Annotated in this window: 16 protein-coding genes; all 16 read right to left on the bottom strand. The window is 40.0% G+C overall.

Features of this window, described 5'->3' with window-relative positions:
* Positions 1 to 39 precede the first annotated feature (39 nt).
* Entirely contained in the window at positions 40 to 1,473 is a 1,434-nt protein-coding gene (locus tag ACPFYS_RS03335; RefSeq protein WP_427877630.1) for an amino acid permease, read from the bottom strand.
* 236 nt (positions 1,474 to 1,709) lie between these two features.
* Complete coding sequence (locus tag ACPFYS_RS03340) at positions 1,710 to 4,487, bottom strand: FtsX-like permease family protein (protein ID WP_427875907.1); 2,778 nt, start codon at positions 4,485 to 4,487, stop codon at positions 1,710 to 1,712.
* Positions 4,488 to 4,493: 6 nt separating this feature from the next.
* Entirely contained in the window at positions 4,494 to 5,195 is a 702-nt protein-coding gene (locus ACPFYS_RS03345; RefSeq protein ID WP_427875908.1) for an ABC transporter ATP-binding protein, read from the bottom strand.
* 126 nt (positions 5,196 to 5,321) lie between these two features.
* Positions 5,322 to 5,948 (bottom strand): DUF5701 family protein, encoded by a 627-nt coding sequence (locus tag ACPFYS_RS03350; RefSeq protein WP_427875909.1) that lies wholly within the window; start codon positions 5,946 to 5,948, stop codon positions 5,322 to 5,324.
* 52 nt (positions 5,949 to 6,000) lie between these two features.
* Positions 6,001 to 7,068 (bottom strand): aspartate-semialdehyde dehydrogenase, encoded by a 1,068-nt coding sequence (locus tag ACPFYS_RS03355; protein WP_427875910.1) that lies wholly within the window; start codon positions 7,066 to 7,068, stop codon positions 6,001 to 6,003.
* Positions 7,069 to 7,128: 60 nt separating this feature from the next.
* The gene (locus ACPFYS_RS03360; RefSeq protein WP_427875911.1) at positions 7,129 to 7,698 is read right to left on the bottom strand and encodes an ACT domain-containing protein; all 570 of its coding nucleotides are present in this window, start codon (positions 7,696 to 7,698) and stop codon (positions 7,129 to 7,131) included.
* Between the two features lie 87 nt (positions 7,699 to 7,785).
* Positions 7,786 to 8,550 (bottom strand): aspartate kinase, encoded by a 765-nt coding sequence (locus ACPFYS_RS03365; RefSeq protein WP_427875912.1) that lies wholly within the window; start codon positions 8,548 to 8,550, stop codon positions 7,786 to 7,788.
* Between the two features lie 138 nt (positions 8,551 to 8,688).
* Entirely contained in the window at positions 8,689 to 9,297 is a 609-nt protein-coding gene (gene recR / locus ACPFYS_RS03370) for a recombination mediator RecR (RefSeq protein WP_427875913.1), read from the bottom strand.
* A gap of 3 nt (positions 9,298 to 9,300) precedes the next feature.
* A complete protein-coding gene (dnaX, locus tag ACPFYS_RS03375) occupies positions 9,301 to 11,589 on the bottom strand; it encodes a DNA polymerase III subunit gamma/tau (RefSeq protein WP_427875914.1) in 2,289 nt (762 codons plus the stop codon).
* 101 nt (positions 11,590 to 11,690) lie between these two features.
* Positions 11,691 to 12,098: an Rv3654c family TadE-like protein gene (locus ACPFYS_RS03380; RefSeq protein WP_427875915.1), complete on the bottom strand. Its 408-nt coding sequence runs from the start codon at positions 12,096 to 12,098 to the stop codon at positions 11,691 to 11,693.
* Positions 12,095 to 12,496, bottom strand: coding sequence for a TadE/TadG family type IV pilus assembly protein (locus tag ACPFYS_RS03385; RefSeq protein WP_427875916.1), 402 nt, complete (start codon positions 12,494 to 12,496; stop codon positions 12,095 to 12,097). Before ACPFYS_RS03385 ends, ACPFYS_RS03380 begins: the two co-directional genes overlap by 4 nt.
* 44 nt (positions 12,497 to 12,540) lie before the next feature.
* Entirely contained in the window at positions 12,541 to 12,816 is a 276-nt protein-coding gene (locus tag ACPFYS_RS03390; protein ID WP_427875917.1) for a DUF4244 domain-containing protein, read from the bottom strand.
* A 173-nt stretch (positions 12,817 to 12,989) separates the two neighbouring features.
* Positions 12,990 to 13,562: a type II secretion system F family protein gene (locus ACPFYS_RS03395; RefSeq protein WP_427875918.1), complete on the bottom strand. Its 573-nt coding sequence runs from the start codon at positions 13,560 to 13,562 to the stop codon at positions 12,990 to 12,992.
* Positions 13,563 to 13,605: 43 nt separating this feature from the next.
* Positions 13,606 to 14,250: a pilus assembly protein TadB gene (locus tag ACPFYS_RS03400; protein WP_427875919.1), complete on the bottom strand. Its 645-nt coding sequence runs from the start codon at positions 14,248 to 14,250 to the stop codon at positions 13,606 to 13,608.
* A gap of 29 nt (positions 14,251 to 14,279) precedes the next feature.
* The gene (locus ACPFYS_RS03405; protein WP_427896801.1) at positions 14,280 to 15,266 is read right to left on the bottom strand and encodes a CpaF family protein; all 987 of its coding nucleotides are present in this window, start codon (positions 15,264 to 15,266) and stop codon (positions 14,280 to 14,282) included.
* 100 nt (positions 15,267 to 15,366) lie between these two features.
* Entirely contained in the window at positions 15,367 to 16,455 is a 1,089-nt protein-coding gene (locus ACPFYS_RS03410) for a hypothetical protein (protein ID WP_427896770.1), read from the bottom strand.
* Positions 16,456 to 16,489: the final 34 nt, after the last annotated feature.

A 16,489-nucleotide genomic window follows, 5' to 3' on the forward strand; every position in this document is an offset into this window, starting at 1 on the left:
AGTTTGTTTAAAAGCAAAATTTAAAAATACTCAAATTTGCTATTTACCTAAAGCTGCTGCTAAATCACGATTCTGCCAATGCTCATGCAATGCGCAGTATCCTCCAAAAAGCACAAGCCATATTAAACCACCTATTGCAGAAGCACGCGTATCATCACTAATAAACAAAGTCATATACACAAACGCAAAGAAAGCAATTGTGATGGAATTAAGAAGCTTGTAATGAGGCATTACAAAACCATCAGGCATAAAATCAGCAGATTTACGATACTTTAAATGCGTAACCATAATAAGTATGTAAATCATAATAATTACAGCAGAAGATGCAGAAGCAAAAACTATAAACGCTCCATGCACTCCAGGAATTGAATTAATAATTGGAGATAAAAGTATCAGAGAAGAAGAGAATAAGATTGCGCGAGCAGGCACTTTAGCATGAGAAACCTTACGCAACTTACCCAACAAAGGAGACGGAGACTCAAGAGCAATCTGATACATATGTCTTCCAGCAGAGTAAAGAAGAGAGTTAAGCGCAGAAGATGCAGCCGTAATCACAACGAAGAAAACAAGCGCAGATGCCCAATGCAATCCGGCATACTGGAAGACCATAATAAATGGCGACATGAATGAGCCTTCAGCGTTCGTAGCCTTAAACTGCTGCCATGGAACAATTAGCATAATTGCCACAAGAGCACCAACGTAGAATATTAAAATTCGCATAATAATCTCGTTTACAGCTTTTGGCAAAACTTGGCGAGGATTTTTCGTTTCAGAAACAGTAACACCTACAAACTCAATAAGCTGATAAGCGTAGAAAACCATTTGGAAACTCATCAAAAACGCAAGCCAACCATTTGGCATCAAAGAGAAACTGTTGAAAATATTATCAAAGCCGGCATGCCCAGCTGGGCTCAAAGAACCATCATGCATAACAGTTGCAGGATAGTTATATCCAATAACAACCATAACCGCAGCAGTAACAATAAGCGCAACTATAAGCGTAATTTTAATCATTGAGAACCAGAATTCTGTTTCTCCAAAAAGCTTAACAGCAACCAAATTTATCGCTACAAGCGCAGCCAAGAAAACAACTTCTATAAGCCATTTCCAATGACTTACGTCAATATTAAAAGTTTGGAAAAATGTAACACAGTAAGTACTTACGGCTGTAATCTCACTCATTCCTATAAGAACTAGTACAATCCAGTAGGACCAGCCAGCAAAATTACCCCAACCTCTACCAAGATAGCGCGTAATAAAACTTATAAACGTGTGCTGGTTTGGATCTCTATACATGAGTTCACCTATGCCACGCATAAGCAAAAACATAATAAGACCGACAATAATGTAAACGAATACAATACTTGGGCCAGTTAAGCTAATAGATTTTCCAGATCCAAGGAATAAACCGGTACCAATAGTTCCGCCAATAGCAATAAATTGCACGTGACGCTTAGTTAAACTACGCTCCATTTTGTTCGCTTGGTTGCCACTATCTTCGCAAAAGTTATCTTCAGAATTTTGGCTATGAGAAGTGTCACTTCCAGCTGCTTCAGTAGATTCCACAAATTCAGAATCTGCATTTACGCCGCTATTGACTGTTTTACTCATAACTACAACTCCGTTTCTTAACGACCACGAACCTTCAATTTTATAGGAACCCTTAACTATTCAGTTAAACTCTCATAAATACTAACTTTTGATATTCACTATTCGACACTTTTAAGCGAACTAACCGGATCAATACGATCTAGCGCAGGGTTCGTTGCAAACTGCACTATTAAAGCGAATATTAAGGTAGCAAAACCTGCAATACAGTAGCTTAATGGTGCAACTTCAACCTCGAAATATAGTGACGGCATGCGTAAAGCACCAGTAAGCAAACCAGCAATAAGTCTACCCAATGGCAAACCAACAAGTATGCCAATTACTGTGAGTGTAAGCATCTCTTTATGAACATACAAATGCACTTCTCTACGGTAGAAACCTAACACTTTAAGAGTTGCCATTTCTCGCGTTCGCTCAGAAATATTCGTACTAGCCAAAGTGAAAAGCACCGCTAAAGCCAAGCCAGCAGCAAGCGTAACTATAAGAGCCACAACAGCATTCATCAGATCAAAGCTAAATGAGCATTTCATGCGAGTAATATTCATTACCGCTAGAACACCATCTCTGTCTGCAATCTGATTAGCATACTTGATTTTAAATTTGTCGTTTCCACGAAAACGTAGCATAAGTGCATTAGGTTGCAATACTTTACCGCCACTACTTCCGAATAAACGCTCGTAGCAGCGCAAAGTCATGTACATATTAGATCCAATAAGATTGCGTACTATAGCGCGAACTTTCACTCTTGCACGCTTAAAACTTGTATTTGTTATTGTAATTTCATTACCGCGAGAAATATCTAAAGAAGTAGCTGCACTTTGTGAAAGAAGAGGGCCTTCGTCGTCTAATTTAATTTCTTTCAGATTATTATTAATATCTTGCAATCTAACCATTTTAGATAAGGCATCCGTATTTCTGACGACGATCATCTGTACGCTTTCAGAATCTTCAACATTATGTTGCTTAGATGCATTATTAGATTGATTTCCCTGATATTTAGAAATTTCTCCAGAACTTACAAAAGACGGAAGCATTGATTCAACAATCTTATTGGACTTATCTTTCTCAACACTTTCCTTCAAACTCTGGAAAGAGCCAGGAGCCGCAATTGCAATAGCATCATATTTGTAAATTCCCTCATACTGTCGTAATCCTAAGGTTGCTACAGTATCGTTTAATGCTAATGCGCATACTATAAGCGCAGTGCATCCTGCAACTCCGCCAATAGTCATGCAAAGTCTACCCTTAAAGCGAGCCAAATTACGTATCGCAACTTTATTTAAGAAGCTGAGACGATTCCAAATAAATGGCAATCTTTCCAAAAATACTCTGGCTCCAGCTTTTGGAGATTTAGGCCGCAGTAACGCTGCTGGAACCTGTTTTGTCTCTCTCCAACTTACAACAATTGTGCATATTGCAACCGGTATAACAAAAGCGAGCACACACAGCGAGCCATAAAGCCAGTCGTATCGTAAAGCTACACCAGGAACAGCGTATAATCCGCGCAAAATCTTAAGCAGCAAAGATGGTATAGCCAAGAAGCCCAAAATATCGCCAATTCCGCCGCCAATAAAACAAGCGAATATTGCAAAGAAAGCGTGCCTTGTTACTGCAGCGGAACGACCATAACCCAAACTTAAGTAAGTACCAATCAATCCTCGTTCTTCTTCTACCATGCGAGCCATAGCAGTTAAACTCATCATCATAGCAACTACAAGAAAAACTGCCGGGAAAGCATAGCCAAGTGACTGTATTGAGGAAACGTCGGAACGCAAACTAGCGTAACTGTCATTTGATATGCGAGTAGAAATATACCATCTCGCTTGAGGAACACTTTTTTGAATTTTTGGCTCAACGCTTTCTCGAATCTGTTCACGAGCTTTCTTTAACACAGATTCAGGTGCTTTATTTAGCGCAGGATTTGCGGAAATAATGCCGTTAACTACACTATTAATCTTTTCGCTAATAACCTGCTCACGACGAGCTTTTTCGCGAGTAAATTGCACACTATTGCGAATTTGCTCAGATGCTTCAGCAACAATCCCTCGGTATTTCTGTGAAAAAGTATTCACATGTTGAGCATCGCTTAAACGAACAGATATTGCAGTATACGGAAGATTTTCTACATTGTTCGGGGCCGCAGAAGTAAAAATCGGATAACGCGACGTAACAGAATTTCTAAAAGCTTTAGACTGGTATCCGTCAGGATTATTTAAATCTTTACTGTCTAGAACACTTCCAGTAATTCGCAAAGTATAAGTTTCCTCAGTATTCTCTTCAACACTTTTTGAATTACTTTCGTTTTTCGATTCAGAATTTTTAGACTCAAAATTTTTAGAATTAGCATCTTGAAAAATTCTCTGCACGCTAACTACTACAGTACTGCCAATACGCAATCCACTATCGTGCAAAAATCGTTGCGTTACAACAGCTTCACCAGATTTTGCTGGCATTCTACCATGTAACAAATGCAAACGATTTAACTTGTTATCTGAATGATTGTACTGAACCATATTCATCGCATAAGACGAATTTTCATCATTCAGAGGATGCGCAGTTGACTTCCACGAACGTTCCGCACTAACTTCACTTATGCCCGGAAGTTTTTTAATTGCGTCAACATCATCCTTAGTTAAACCAAGAGTTGATGCAATTTGCAAATCGTAAGAGTGGAGATTATTGTACATATCATTCGCGCCAAGCAGCATATCGTTGCAGCCAGCATAAATGCCTGTCATAACAGCAACGCCAAGCATCGCTATAACTGCTAATACGCAAAATCTTCGCCACTCACGAACCCACATTCTCACAGCGCTAATAAATACAATCGGAAGTATAGAGTGAGTACGCTTGTTATGAACTCGATTACCGCCTCTCATAGCACATCACCACTCAATATCTGCAATTGCCTTAGGATGTTCCTGCACAGTTTCGCTTACAACCTTACCCGAACGGAAACGTACAACTTTATGAGCCATAGGAGCTATAGCAGCGTTGTGAGTAATAATAAGAACTGTCATTCCTTCTGTACGACAAATATCTTGCAGAAGTTGCAAAACAGCTTTACCAGTTTCGTAATCTAAAGCTCCGGTAGGCTCATCGCAAAGCAGCAATTTCGGTTTTTTAGCAAGAGCTCGCGCAATAGACACACGCTGCTGCTCTCCACCAGAAAGTTGAGCAGGAAAATTATGAAGCCTATCTTTTAAACCAACATCAATTAACGTTTGTGCAGGATCAAAATGATCTGCACAAATCTGTGAAGCAAGCTCAACATTTTCTAAAGCAGTTAGATTTGGAACAAGATTATAAAACTGAAAAACGAAACCTATGTCTTCTCTACGATACCGCACTAAACTGCGTCCGCTTAATTTAGTAACGTCACAATCGCCTACGATAACTTTGCCGCTAGTTGCCGTATCCATGCCACCCAAAATGTTTAACGCAGTGGTTTTTCCAGCGCCAGAAGCACCTAAAATCACTGTAAGCTGACCAAGTTCTGCAGTAAAACTCGCATCATCAAGAGCACGAACGACTCCAGAACCAGAAGGATATTCTTTTACCACATGATCAAACGTTATATATGCCACGATGCACTCTCTTTACCACTGAACAAGTACCCAACTTATGCAAATAATTATAAAACAATATTACTAGAATTATTCTTGCACCGCATCAAGCAGACACGTTATGTGCAACATATTTTTGCTGGCATATTAAAGATTAGCCAAAGATGATACACCGCAACGTTTAATACAATAGGCATTGCCAAGCCAAGTGTGACGAGAATTAGGCCAAACCGATCCTAATCTAGGAGCACCCTGGCTCATCCAAATACTAGGAACTCTACCATCTGCACTACGTGAACCTAGCAAGTTAAAACCATTCTTGCTTTCTAAACAATCAGTGTGCTGCGTTACCATTGCCAATCCCTCTTCAAGAGTAAGAGGCAAACGCTCATCTGAATCAATTAGTTTCAAAGCAACATCTGGTTCACGATTCAAATACGAAGTGCCCATATGCGGTTCAATTACCAAATAAAACGACTCGTTCTGGAAATCAAAATCATCTCGCGGAAGAAAACTTAGAATATCTCTAGGCGGCATAGTAGTAAAACCTGCCATACGGTTTATGCTAGTTCTAGCAATAAGTGATTCCGGAGACACAAGTTTACGAGTAGGAACAAGAAGAATATTCTCGCCAAGATTACTACTATCAAGCGCATTAAGCAGAGGATTAGCAAGAATTCTGAAATCCGATTCACTCATATCCGCAACATCCGGATATCCGAGAGCTACAATGCGGTTCAACTGCTGCTTTACTACTTCTGATGCTATTGACATGTTTCCAGTTTACGCAAAGATTTACACAATCGCGAGCATAACAATATGGAAATTAATCTACAAAATGTCGCTTTTTAGCTACTATTTCTGCTAATTGCACAGCGTTCAAAGCTGCTCCCTTACGCAGATTATCGTTCGAAATAAACAAAGATAATCCGCGTTTACCTTCTACAGCTTGATCTTGACGAATTCTACCAACGTAACTTGCTGACTTACCAGCAGCTAACTGTGGAGTTGGAATATCATTAAGTTCAACTCCTGCAGCATTCCGCAATACTTCTCGAGCCATATCTGGAGTTACATCGCGCTCAAACTCAGCATTAACGCTCATACCGTGGCCTGTAAAAACGCCAACTCGCACGCAAGTGCAAGAAGCTGCAAGATTAGGCAAATGCAAAATCTTACGACTTTCGTTACGCAACTTTTGCTCTTCGTCTGTTTCTTCTGAACCGTCATCAACGATTGCGCCAATAAACGGAACTACGTTAAAAGCGATAGTTCGAACAACTTTTGTAGGCTCAGGGAAATTAATCGCGCTTCCGTCAAAAACTAGCTTATCTGCACCCTGATCTAGCGCAGCCTGAGCTTCATTCATAAGCTGCAAAGCACCAGCGCGACCAGCTCCAGAAACAGCTTGATACGATGATACAATCAAACGCTTCAGACCAAAAGCATCAGAAAGTGGCTTTAATACAGGCATGCATGCCATAGTTGTGCAGTTAGGATTAGCAACTATTCCGCTAGGAATATTATCGAGATCTTCCGGATTTACTTCAGAAACTACCAGCGGCACGTCATTATGCATACGCCATTGAGAAGAATTATCTACTACGATTGCGCCAGCTTCAGCAAAGCGAGGAGCCCACACTTTGGAAGTACCACCACCAGCAGAAAAAATAGCGATATCAATACCATGCAAATCAGCTTTTTCCACGTCTTCTACAACTACGTCTTTACCACGGTATTGCAAAATAGTGCCAGCGGAATGAGCAGAAGCCATAAAACGCAAGTCACGAACAGGAAAATCACGCTCGTCAAGTACGCGACGCATTACCATACCAACTTGACCGGTAGCTCCCAAAACTGCTACATTTACGCCGATTTCATTGATAATTGTCATCTCTATCTCACCTTTATAAAACTCTCTACGTAACTTTCAAAATATGCGATTCGACTAATTTCAGCGACCGCTTCCGCCATAAACTACGGCTTCTATTTTACTTGCGTCCAATCCATAAGACGTGTGCAAAGCGCGAACAGCGTCATCAAGCTGCTCAATTGGCACAAGAGCAGCAATACGAATTTCAGAAGTGGAGATCATCAACACGTTAATATTGTGTTCACTAAGTGCTTTAAAGAACTTTGCAGCCAAACCTGATTGAGTTTTCATACCAACTCCAACAACCGCAACTTTCCCTACAGTTGGATCTACGTCCATAGAAGTGAATTGCAACTCACCATGTGCTTCTTCAAGCACTCGACGCATATCTTCCAAAGATGAACTTGGAGCTGTTAAAGAAATATCAGCAGTACCGGTAGACGCGCTAGCTTGCGCAATCATATCGACGTTAATTCCTGCTTTCGCAAGAGCAGTAAACACTTTAGAAGCCATACCAGGCATATCAGGAATTCCGCGTACCGTAATCATGCATTCGCTACGATCGTGAGCAACACCTGAAATAACAGGTGCTTCCGGACCCAAATCCGGGAACAAGTCACCCATGGTAGAACGAATATCTTGACTTACCATTTTTACCGCCCTTATTTGTTGAGTACGTCTTAATTAGTTTTAATTTTCGTATTTTCGTTTTATTTTGCGTTTAACTTTGTTTTAGATTCAACCCAAATTCGGCAAACTATTTAAATCTGTGCCTTTAGGAACAATTAATGTGCCATTGCGATGAGAGAAAGAACTTCTCACATGAAGAGGCATGTTAAAACGTTGCGCATACTCTACACAACGAAGTGCAAGAACTCTAGAACCGCATGACGACATCTCTAACATTGAATCGTAATCAATAACTGGAATTCTTTTAGCTGTAGGAACAATACGCGGATCTGCAGTAAAAACGCCATCAACATCAGTGTATATTTCGCAAACATCCGCACCTAAAGCAACCGCGAGCGCAACGGCAGAAGTATCGGAACCGCCTCTGCCAAGTGTAGTATCGTCTCCAACTTCGCTAATACCCTGGAATCCGGCAACAATAGCGACACTACCCTTGTTTAGTGCTCTACGTACGCGATCTGGTTTAACAGCACGAATATGAGCTGCACCGAATTGAGTATCGGTCATAAAACCAGCTTGTGAACCAGTAAAAGAGTAGGCGTGAGAACCCTGAGCATGAATTGCCATCGCTAGAAGGCTCATAGAAATTCTCTCGCCAGCAGTCATCAGCATATCCATTTCTCGAGCAGGAGGGTTAGCATTAACACTCATTGCCTGATCTATAAGATCATCTGTGGTATCTCCCATAGCAGAAACAACTACCGCAACATCATTGCCTGCAGCTTTAGTGTCAAGAATCCGCTTAGCTACGCGCTGTATTGCTTCAGTATCTGCCACTGACGAGCCGCCGTATTTTTGTACAATAAGCGCCAATTTTCACCCCTTAAGCTCGGGTAACGCGCAAAACGAGTTACAAGCTTACCAACCAATATCAAAATTAGATTACCAACTATGCCCTATTTTAATAAAGTTTCAGATACGCATAAAACACTTTCATAAGTTTGAGTTAAATTAAACGCTTTGTCTTCCAGCAAAAGCTCTACCTAGTGTTATCTCATCCGCATACTCTAAATCTCCTCCCACAGGAAGACCACTTGCTAAACGAGTAACATTAACCCCAAGCGGTTCAAGTAAACGAGCTAAATACGTAACTGTAGCTTCACCTTCTATATTCGGGTCAAGAGCGAGAATAATTTCTTTAATTTGCGTATCTTTTAGTCTTTCTAAAAGTTTAGTAACTGTTAAATCACCTGGACCGATATTTGCCATTGGATTAATAGCGCCACCAAGCACATGATACACACCTTTATACTCGTGCGTGCGCTCAACGATCATAATATCTTTAGGCTCTTCTACTACACAAATTTTTGTATGGTCTCTTCGTGGGTCTGCGCAAATAACGCATGGGCTTTGCTCGCACACGTTACCGCATATTTCACAAAATCTTACGCTCTCTTTTACATCATTAATTGCTTCTATAAGCATTTGAGCATCAGAATCTGGGGCAGAAAGAATATAAAAAGCGATTCGCTGCGCACCTTTAGGCCCAATTCCAGGAAGACTAGAAAAAGCGTCAATAAGGCGACCTATAGCGCCATCATAAGACGATGCATTATGCACGAATTACTCCTCCTGCTTCTTTTTTGCTGCCAAAACCATATTTTTTGGATTTTTTGGATCACTTGCAGCAAATTCTTCTACCGCTTTAACTTCAAAAATCTGCTTTAGTTCGTCAACGTTTACATTCGCTGAAATATCTAACGAATCGTCATCCATAGAACATTCGTCTTCTTCAGCTCCTGTAGATATGGTTTTAGCTGAAGAAGTTTCCTGCAGCTTGGATGAGTCAACTTCAGATTCATTCACTCCACTGTTAGCAGCATCGTTATTAAAATTACGGATATTAGAGTGGTAATTTGCAGAAGAAGCATTTTCTACAGTGTTTTTAGCTACAACGCTTTCTTGCTCTTGTTTAGAACTAAAAGCTTTTTGCTCACTAAACGGCATGCTCATAACATCAGACATCGGCACAGATGACATATCTGCCCAAGCATCATCATCTACACTCGATATTTGAGCATTAGTAGCAGCACTTTCCGCAGTTTGATGATTAACTACTGATGCTGCGGAGCCATCAGAGTGAAGAAAATCCGAATCAGAAGTTGTTGTGTTATTCTCTTTCAGATTTTCGTTTTTTTCTTGCGTTTTAGCTTTTTCTTTAAGATTTATTCCTGTAGAAATACCGGTTTTTCGCAATAGCACTTCGCGTTTAACTTTTGAAAGTGCCTCTTGACTCATTCGAGACACAGATTCAACTCTTTCCCCGTTTGCAGCAACAGGAGCAGGCGCAATCATTGTATCTGCACCAAAAATTTCTCTTACTGCTTGCATAACAACAACAGGAACTTTCTTACCTTCGTAAGGACTTGTTGCGCACAAAGCGAGCGCAAAAGCATGCTGACTTATAGGCTGATCAAAAGTTAAAACTAATTTTTGTCTACCATTTTGGTCGCTAGAGAGAGATACTTCCGGCACATTATTGCGCGTAACATACTCACGTACGTCTTCCGGAAGTCCTTTTACTACTAGATCCCACTTTTCGTCAACACTTAGCTTTTTAACAGTACTAGTAGAAGTTTGCGAAACTTCCTGCTCTATTTTTGCATTATCGGAATTAGATTTTGAACCAATAAAATGACTTACAGCAGGTTTTTCATGAGTTTCACTACTATTAGTTTGCTTTACTGAAGAATTATGCGAAGTAGAATTAGATGAAACTGTGTTAGAAGAAGATTCATTAATCTTTTCGTCACGCTCAGCTAATAATCTTGCCATCAAAATTTCAAGATTCATTCTAGGAGAAACTGCACTTGCCATACCAGCAAATGCATTATTCACAGTTTGCGCCATACGAGATAAATCAACCAAAGTTAACTTATCTGCTTGTTTACGCAAATCTTCCAAATCTTCAGGCGCCATATCGTTAAAGAAACCAGCTGATGCTTTTTGACCAGCAGATACTATAAGCAGTAAATCACGGAGACGACCAAGCAAATCTTCTACAAATTTACGCGTATCAAATCCACCAACAATAACTCTTCTTACAACGTCATAAACTGCAGCTCCGTCGGCGTTAATAAGAGCATCAACAACTTCTCCTATTAGCGAACTAGGAGTAAATCCTAGTAACGCTACTGCAGAGTCTAAGGCAATAACACCATTTTCAGCACCAACCATTAATTGATCTAATACTGAAAGAGTGTCTCGCATTGAACCTGCACCAGCTCGCATCGCTAAGCGCAACACTCCAGGAGCAGGCTCAATGCCCTCCTTCTTGCAAATATCTTCCAAATATGGAGACATTACTTCTGGAGGAACAAGCCTAAACGGATAATGGTGTGTACGAGAACGAATAGTACCAATCACCTTATCTGGCTCAGTTGTGGCAAAAATAAACATTACGTGCTCTGGAGGCTCTTCGACAATTTTTAAAAGAGCGTTAAAGCCTTGAGGAGTTACCATATGAGCTTCGTCAAGAATAAAAATCTTGTAACGGTCTCGCGCAGGTGCAAAACCTGCACGCTCGCGAAGCTCTCGAGCATCATCAACACCGTTGTGACTTGCAGCATCTATTTCTACAACATCTATAGAACCAGGACCACCAGTTGCTAAATCTTTACAACTTTGGCATTTTCCGCAAGGATGAGAAGTAGGCCCTTGTTCACAATTAATACAACGAGCCAATATTCTCGCAGAACTCGTTTTTCCGCATCCGCGCGGTCCAGAGAACAAATACGCGTGCGTAATATGACCTTTATCTAAGGCTCTACACAACGGAACGGTAACTTGATCCTGTCCAATAACCCCATCAAACGTGTCCGGACGATAACGTCGATATAGTGCAAGTGCCATGATTTCTAACCTACCGCCACCTAACTATTTCCCCAATATAACTTACTCCAGATTAGCAGTATCCTTTGCCTTGAAAGCTGACGAACTTCAAGTTACAAAATTTACCGAACTTTTGCGCAATCTTCTAAACCTGCACGCACTATTACACTTACGTTACTAGCAAACGGAAAATTTAAAGGAACACTAACTTTCACGGTAACATCATCATTAATAATTTTGCAGGATTCCATTATTGCATTATTAGCACTTACTGTACTTGCGACAACATCACACGCATCACCTTCCGCACGTTGCAAAGTAGCTGCACCAGAAAGAGCAGCAACGCTTGCAACAGCGTGAGCGCGATGTTTTGCAATTAAAACTGATCCTAAAACTGCCGAAAACGTTAGCATAGCGCAGATTGCTAGCACTAGCATAATGCCAAGCATTGTGCCAGCGCCGCAATCTGCTTTCTTACATGCGCGTCGAAATAAAATAGCAAAACGGTTACACTGCAGCGAATGCTTCATGACACTACCTGCGATATTCTGCTTTCAACAACAGTAGGAAGAATATGCAAAGGATCTGGGAACACCTGACAACGTACAACAATATCTGCAAAATTATTGTTTTTAGTCACACGCACAGAAGCGCCCGGACCAGCTACTTTAGTAACAATATTATTAACATCACGAGTATTGCGATGAGTAACAATATAATATGCCACTTGAGCTGCAGCATCGTGACAATTCATACTGCATACAACAGCTCTACCAACACCAAATAGTACAAGAGCAAGAAGTACAACAGCTGGAAGAACAACAGAAAATTCTGCAGTTACAGCACCGTCATCAAAAGCTTTTAAATTATTGTGCTTAAGATTATATTTCAGATACTTCTGCACATTTTCTAACAACCGATTTTGCATAATAGGCTCATTTCATAAAACTAATACAATTTTCTTACGATTTATTAGCCAATTTTGAGCGCTTTTTTCACTACATCAGTAAGCGTTTTGCGAATATCATCTGATTTCAAAATAGCGACTAGAAGCGCAGCAAAACCAGTAGCAGCAATAAGTACAACAGCATATTCTGCTGTTACTGCACCTTCGTCACTTTTATGAGTTAATTTGATTAGCTTCGCATGCCACTTTTCTACAGCCTGTTCGGCTGCGATAAGTCGTTCGTTGCATTGCATCCCAACAACAATGCACCGAGACGACAACTCTTGTGCAATCCCAACCATAATTAATCCACCTTTCAATTTAAGGCATCCGAAATTTTCGGATAAAACTATTTTTGCAACAATGCAATCTCTTACAAAGAAAAAATATGCATTGTGGATACAGGCTATAAACACCGCAAAAACGGCGGCATTATGCGGAAATGTAGAATATTCCCAACAAATTAATTAAAAAATTAACGAACCATTGAAACTATTGTTGGCAAAATACCTATGCAAAGAAAAGCTGGAAGAAAACACAAACCAACTGGCAGCAGCAAACGCACTGATAATCTTGCGGTTTCTTGCCTAGCAACATTACGCAAACTTTGCTCATAATTATTTGTAAGAGCGCGAAGCACAGGAACTGGAGAAGCACCGCAACACCACGATTCTTCCAAAGAAGTAGAAAGCCAGTGGGACAGCATCAAAGAGTTGCTTCCGCTTTTAGTAGAATAATCAACACTGTACGGAGCAGACCAAGCTTCACGCCATGTGCATCCAGAAAGAAGCGCTTTAGAAACAGATTCCATCCACAAACCTCTTCCTCCAGGCATAGCAGCTCCAACAGTGTTTAATGCTCGTGGAATAGACACCCCACTTCGAAGCGCAACCATAATCATATGCAGTCCTAGAATTGGGTCAATATCTTCTGAATTACTGCATCTTCTTTCATACTTTAAACTCATCCTTTGCAACGGCAACAGCGAGCGCTCACCTAAAGCACACGCTTCTTCACTAACATTGCAGCACTGCCATACAAAAATCATAAAAAATGGAAAAATAAGCCATAGTTGATGTAAATATTCCAAATCACACCCCCGATACTGCTTTTAACATTGCGATCCTAGAAGAACGAATAATTGTTTTTATCCACAAAACCCCAAAACCGTAGCAAGATAATCCAATTGCAAGAAACACCCAACCGTAAGAATTTGTTATCAACATATTCACAGGATGACCACCTAAGAATTCTCCAGCAACTAAAGCTAATGCCGGCAGCGCAGAAAGTAATTTAATAGTTGCTTGTGGCATAGCAGCAACGTCTGCACGCAAATCTTCTGCCCTACGTTTTGCGTGATAAGATGACATAGTTGCTTCTACGCACTCTGCAATTGCGCAGCCAAGAGTATTGCTCAAAGTGTATGCAGCCATTAAATTTTCTGAAACTTCACGAATATTTTTCTCAATCACAGAACGTTTTCTAGCGTTAATTTTCTTATATTCACTAAGGCATCGTTTTTCTAACCACTTTTGAATAGAAACAATGCTTACTGAATTACAATTACACTTTTTTACACGCGTTTTTAAATTATTTTGCGAAAAATTTTTATTTCGTAAAATAACTATTTTTTTCTCTCCACTCTCTTCAACTTGTTCTCTTTGCATAATCGTTTCAAATGAAGCCCCAGATCTTAACGCTGCAACTAAAGCAGCAAGTGCTTCTTCAATATCCATATTCTCCCCACATTTTCTCTCACACTATTTCATACTTTGCAAACTGAGTTGGAAGATTTACACAAACCCCATTTTTTTGCAAAAATGTTCCATTCCGGAAAAATTTCTATACTCATATGTTTAGAATCCTTATTTACTCTCAGTATTGAAATTCCTTTCAATACTTCACCGCCGTTTATAGATTGCAATACTCCCAATTCACGTATATAACGTTTACCGTCAATGGCTCGTTGGACGTGAATAATCACATCAAAAGCTCCTGCAGATAAAGAACACAATGCTTCTGGCTTAAGCCCCGCAAGTAAACCTAATGCCATAAGTCTTGCTGGTACTCTATCAACCTCATCAGCATGTAAAGTTGTCATTCCACCATGATGACCAGATGTGAAAACTCTAAGCAAATCTGCTATCTCTTCGCCTCTACATTCGCCTAGTATGATTCTGTCTGGTCTCATTCGCAAAGTTGCTTTCACTAGTTGCGGCAATCCTACAGCCCCAGCACCTTCTACATTTGCTTCTCTAACACTTAATGACACGTGATGAACTGCAATATTTCCTAATTCTCTTACTTCTTCTACAGACACAATACGATCTTGAGCATTCGCAGCAGCAAGTAGCGCTTTCATCAACGTTGTTTTTCCAGATCCTGTGCTACCCGTAATAAGTATATTTGCCCGCATTTTTACAAGTTTTTCCAACACTAATAGGATTTCTTTTGGCATCATTCCTATATCACTTAATGTAGCTAAATCGTAATGTTGCAATGCTGGAAATCGTATAGATAGCGCAGCCCCTTTAGACACAATTGGAGATATAACTGCGTGAATTCGTATACCTGATTCACTAGAAGCGTCTGCAATAGGACATGCGTCGTCTAAACGTTTACCTAATTGCGCACACAGCCAAACTGAATACTCTCGCAAAACAGAAGGATTACTTAAAGGCACTCTTGTACTTTTTTCTTTAAGACCTTCACCTTTATCTACCCAAACGCGACCATCTTCCGTAACCACCATATCTGTTACTGAACAGTTTTCTGCAAAATTTTGCAATATTCCAAAATCTATATCGCATTTCCTTTTTTCATAGCATGATTGTGCTTCAATTTTTGCTCGATCAAAATCTTTTAGTAGCATGATTCCCCTTTGATTTTGTTGCGTGACGACGATAACGTCGAGAAGTATTTGCTTTCTGATCTCCAAAAAGCCACTCATACAACTGTTTCATTGCTTCTTCTGAAGATTTTGGTATACATTTGATGCCATATCCGCCAATAATATCTGCATATAGTTTTGAGTTATGAACTACTCTTCCAGATACTGAAGTTTCTAAATATTCAGCTGCTTCATTTGTATTCAGTACTGCTGCTCTAGATGAAAGACCTCTAGGATCTAACCCAATAACAGTTAAATTAGCTTCATCAGAGAATAGTTCATTTTCTTCGGATAATCTTTTTAAATGCATACGAAGTCTAGCTAATGACAATACAGAAAGTTCAGTAGCAAAAATTGTTGGAACTAAAGAAAGCATAGGAGTATTTTCTAGTAGTTTCCTTGCTGCAGCACCAGAACCTATGTCTATAATCACAACATCACAAACATCTGCGAGTGCGCGTATAGCAGCTTCAACAACCCACGGTTTAGGAGCATCTCCATGCCAAGGAGCATAAGCCAACACGTCCACACCATCCCAGTGCAGAATTTCATGTTTCAAAACATTGCCATCGCAACGTCCCAATGGTGCTTCTACTTCTTGCAGTCTTCTACCTTCATCAGATTCAAGACCTAATAAAACATCTATGCCACCGTTATCCATATCGGCATCAATTAATGCAACACTTAAATCTTGATCTGCTAAATATTTTGCGAGCATGGATAGAGTGGTACTTAAGCCTATACCATCGCAAGCAGCAGAACCAACTACTATATTATGAGGAAATTCTTTAAGATCTTTTTCCTCATAAGATTCATATGAATCTGTAATAAAATCTTTCGCATCATTTACATCCTCATATTTTGAAAATGTATTTTCAAACGCACTATCAGCGTTTATGCAAGAAGTTACAGCAGTATTTTTTACAGCAATCTCACTACCAACATTTTGAGTTCTAATATCTTTACTCTGCGAAAGCTGCGGAGGGTAGGTATATATTTGCCTACGCTGTTGAACAGGCAAATCACTTCGTGTATCAGTATTAACATTCATGCGCCTATTGAAACGCATAACACTAAATCATTGC

The sequence above is a fragment of the Gardnerella sp. 2492 genome (genome assembly GCF_050320365.1).
Classification (GTDB): domain Bacteria; phylum Actinomycetota; class Actinomycetes; order Actinomycetales; family Bifidobacteriaceae; genus Bifidobacterium.

Bases quoted from the DNA above. Each gene is read 5' to 3' on its own strand.
- ACPFYS_RS03335 (WP_427877630.1), bottom strand. From the start codon at position 1,473: ATGGAGCGTAGTTTAACTAAGCGTCACGTGCAATTTATTGCTATTGGC.
- ACPFYS_RS03340 (WP_427875907.1), bottom strand. From the start codon at position 4,487: ATGAGAGGCGGTAATCGAGTTCATAACAAGCGTACTCACTCTATACTT.
- ACPFYS_RS03350 (WP_427875909.1), bottom strand. From the start codon at position 5,948: ATGTCAATAGCATCAGAAGTAGTAAAGCAGCAGTTGAACCGCATTGTA.
- ACPFYS_RS03355 (WP_427875910.1), bottom strand. From the start codon at position 7,068: ATGACAATTATCAATGAAATCGGCGTAAATGTAGCAGTTTTGGGAGCT.
- ACPFYS_RS03360 (WP_427875911.1), bottom strand. From the start codon at position 7,698: ATGGTAAGTCAAGATATTCGTTCTACCATGGGTGACTTGTTCCCGGAT.
- dnaX (WP_427875914.1), bottom strand. From the start codon at position 11,589: ATGGCACTTGCACTATATCGACGTTATCGTCCGGACACGTTTGATGGG.
- ACPFYS_RS03380 (WP_427875915.1), bottom strand. From the start codon at position 12,098: ATGAAGCATTCGCTGCAGTGTAACCGTTTTGCTATTTTATTTCGACGC.
- ACPFYS_RS03385 (WP_427875916.1), bottom strand. From the start codon at position 12,496: ATGCAAAATCGGTTGTTAGAAAATGTGCAGAAGTATCTGAAATATAAT.
- ACPFYS_RS03390 (WP_427875917.1), bottom strand. From the start codon at position 12,816: ATGGTTGGGATTGCACAAGAGTTGTCGTCTCGGTGCATTGTTGTTGGG.
- ACPFYS_RS03395 (WP_427875918.1), bottom strand. From the start codon at position 13,562: ATGATTTTTGTATGGCAGTGCTGCAATGTTAGTGAAGAAGCGTGTGCT.
- ACPFYS_RS03400 (WP_427875919.1), bottom strand. From the start codon at position 14,250: ATGGATATTGAAGAAGCACTTGCTGCTTTAGTTGCAGCGTTAAGATCT.
- ACPFYS_RS03405 (WP_427896801.1), bottom strand. From the start codon at position 15,266: ATGGTGGTTACGGAAGATGGTCGCGTTTGGGTAGATAAAGGTGAAGGT.
- ACPFYS_RS03410 (WP_427896770.1), bottom strand. From the start codon at position 16,455: ATGAATGTTAATACTGATACACGAAGTGATTTGCCTGTTCAACAGCGT.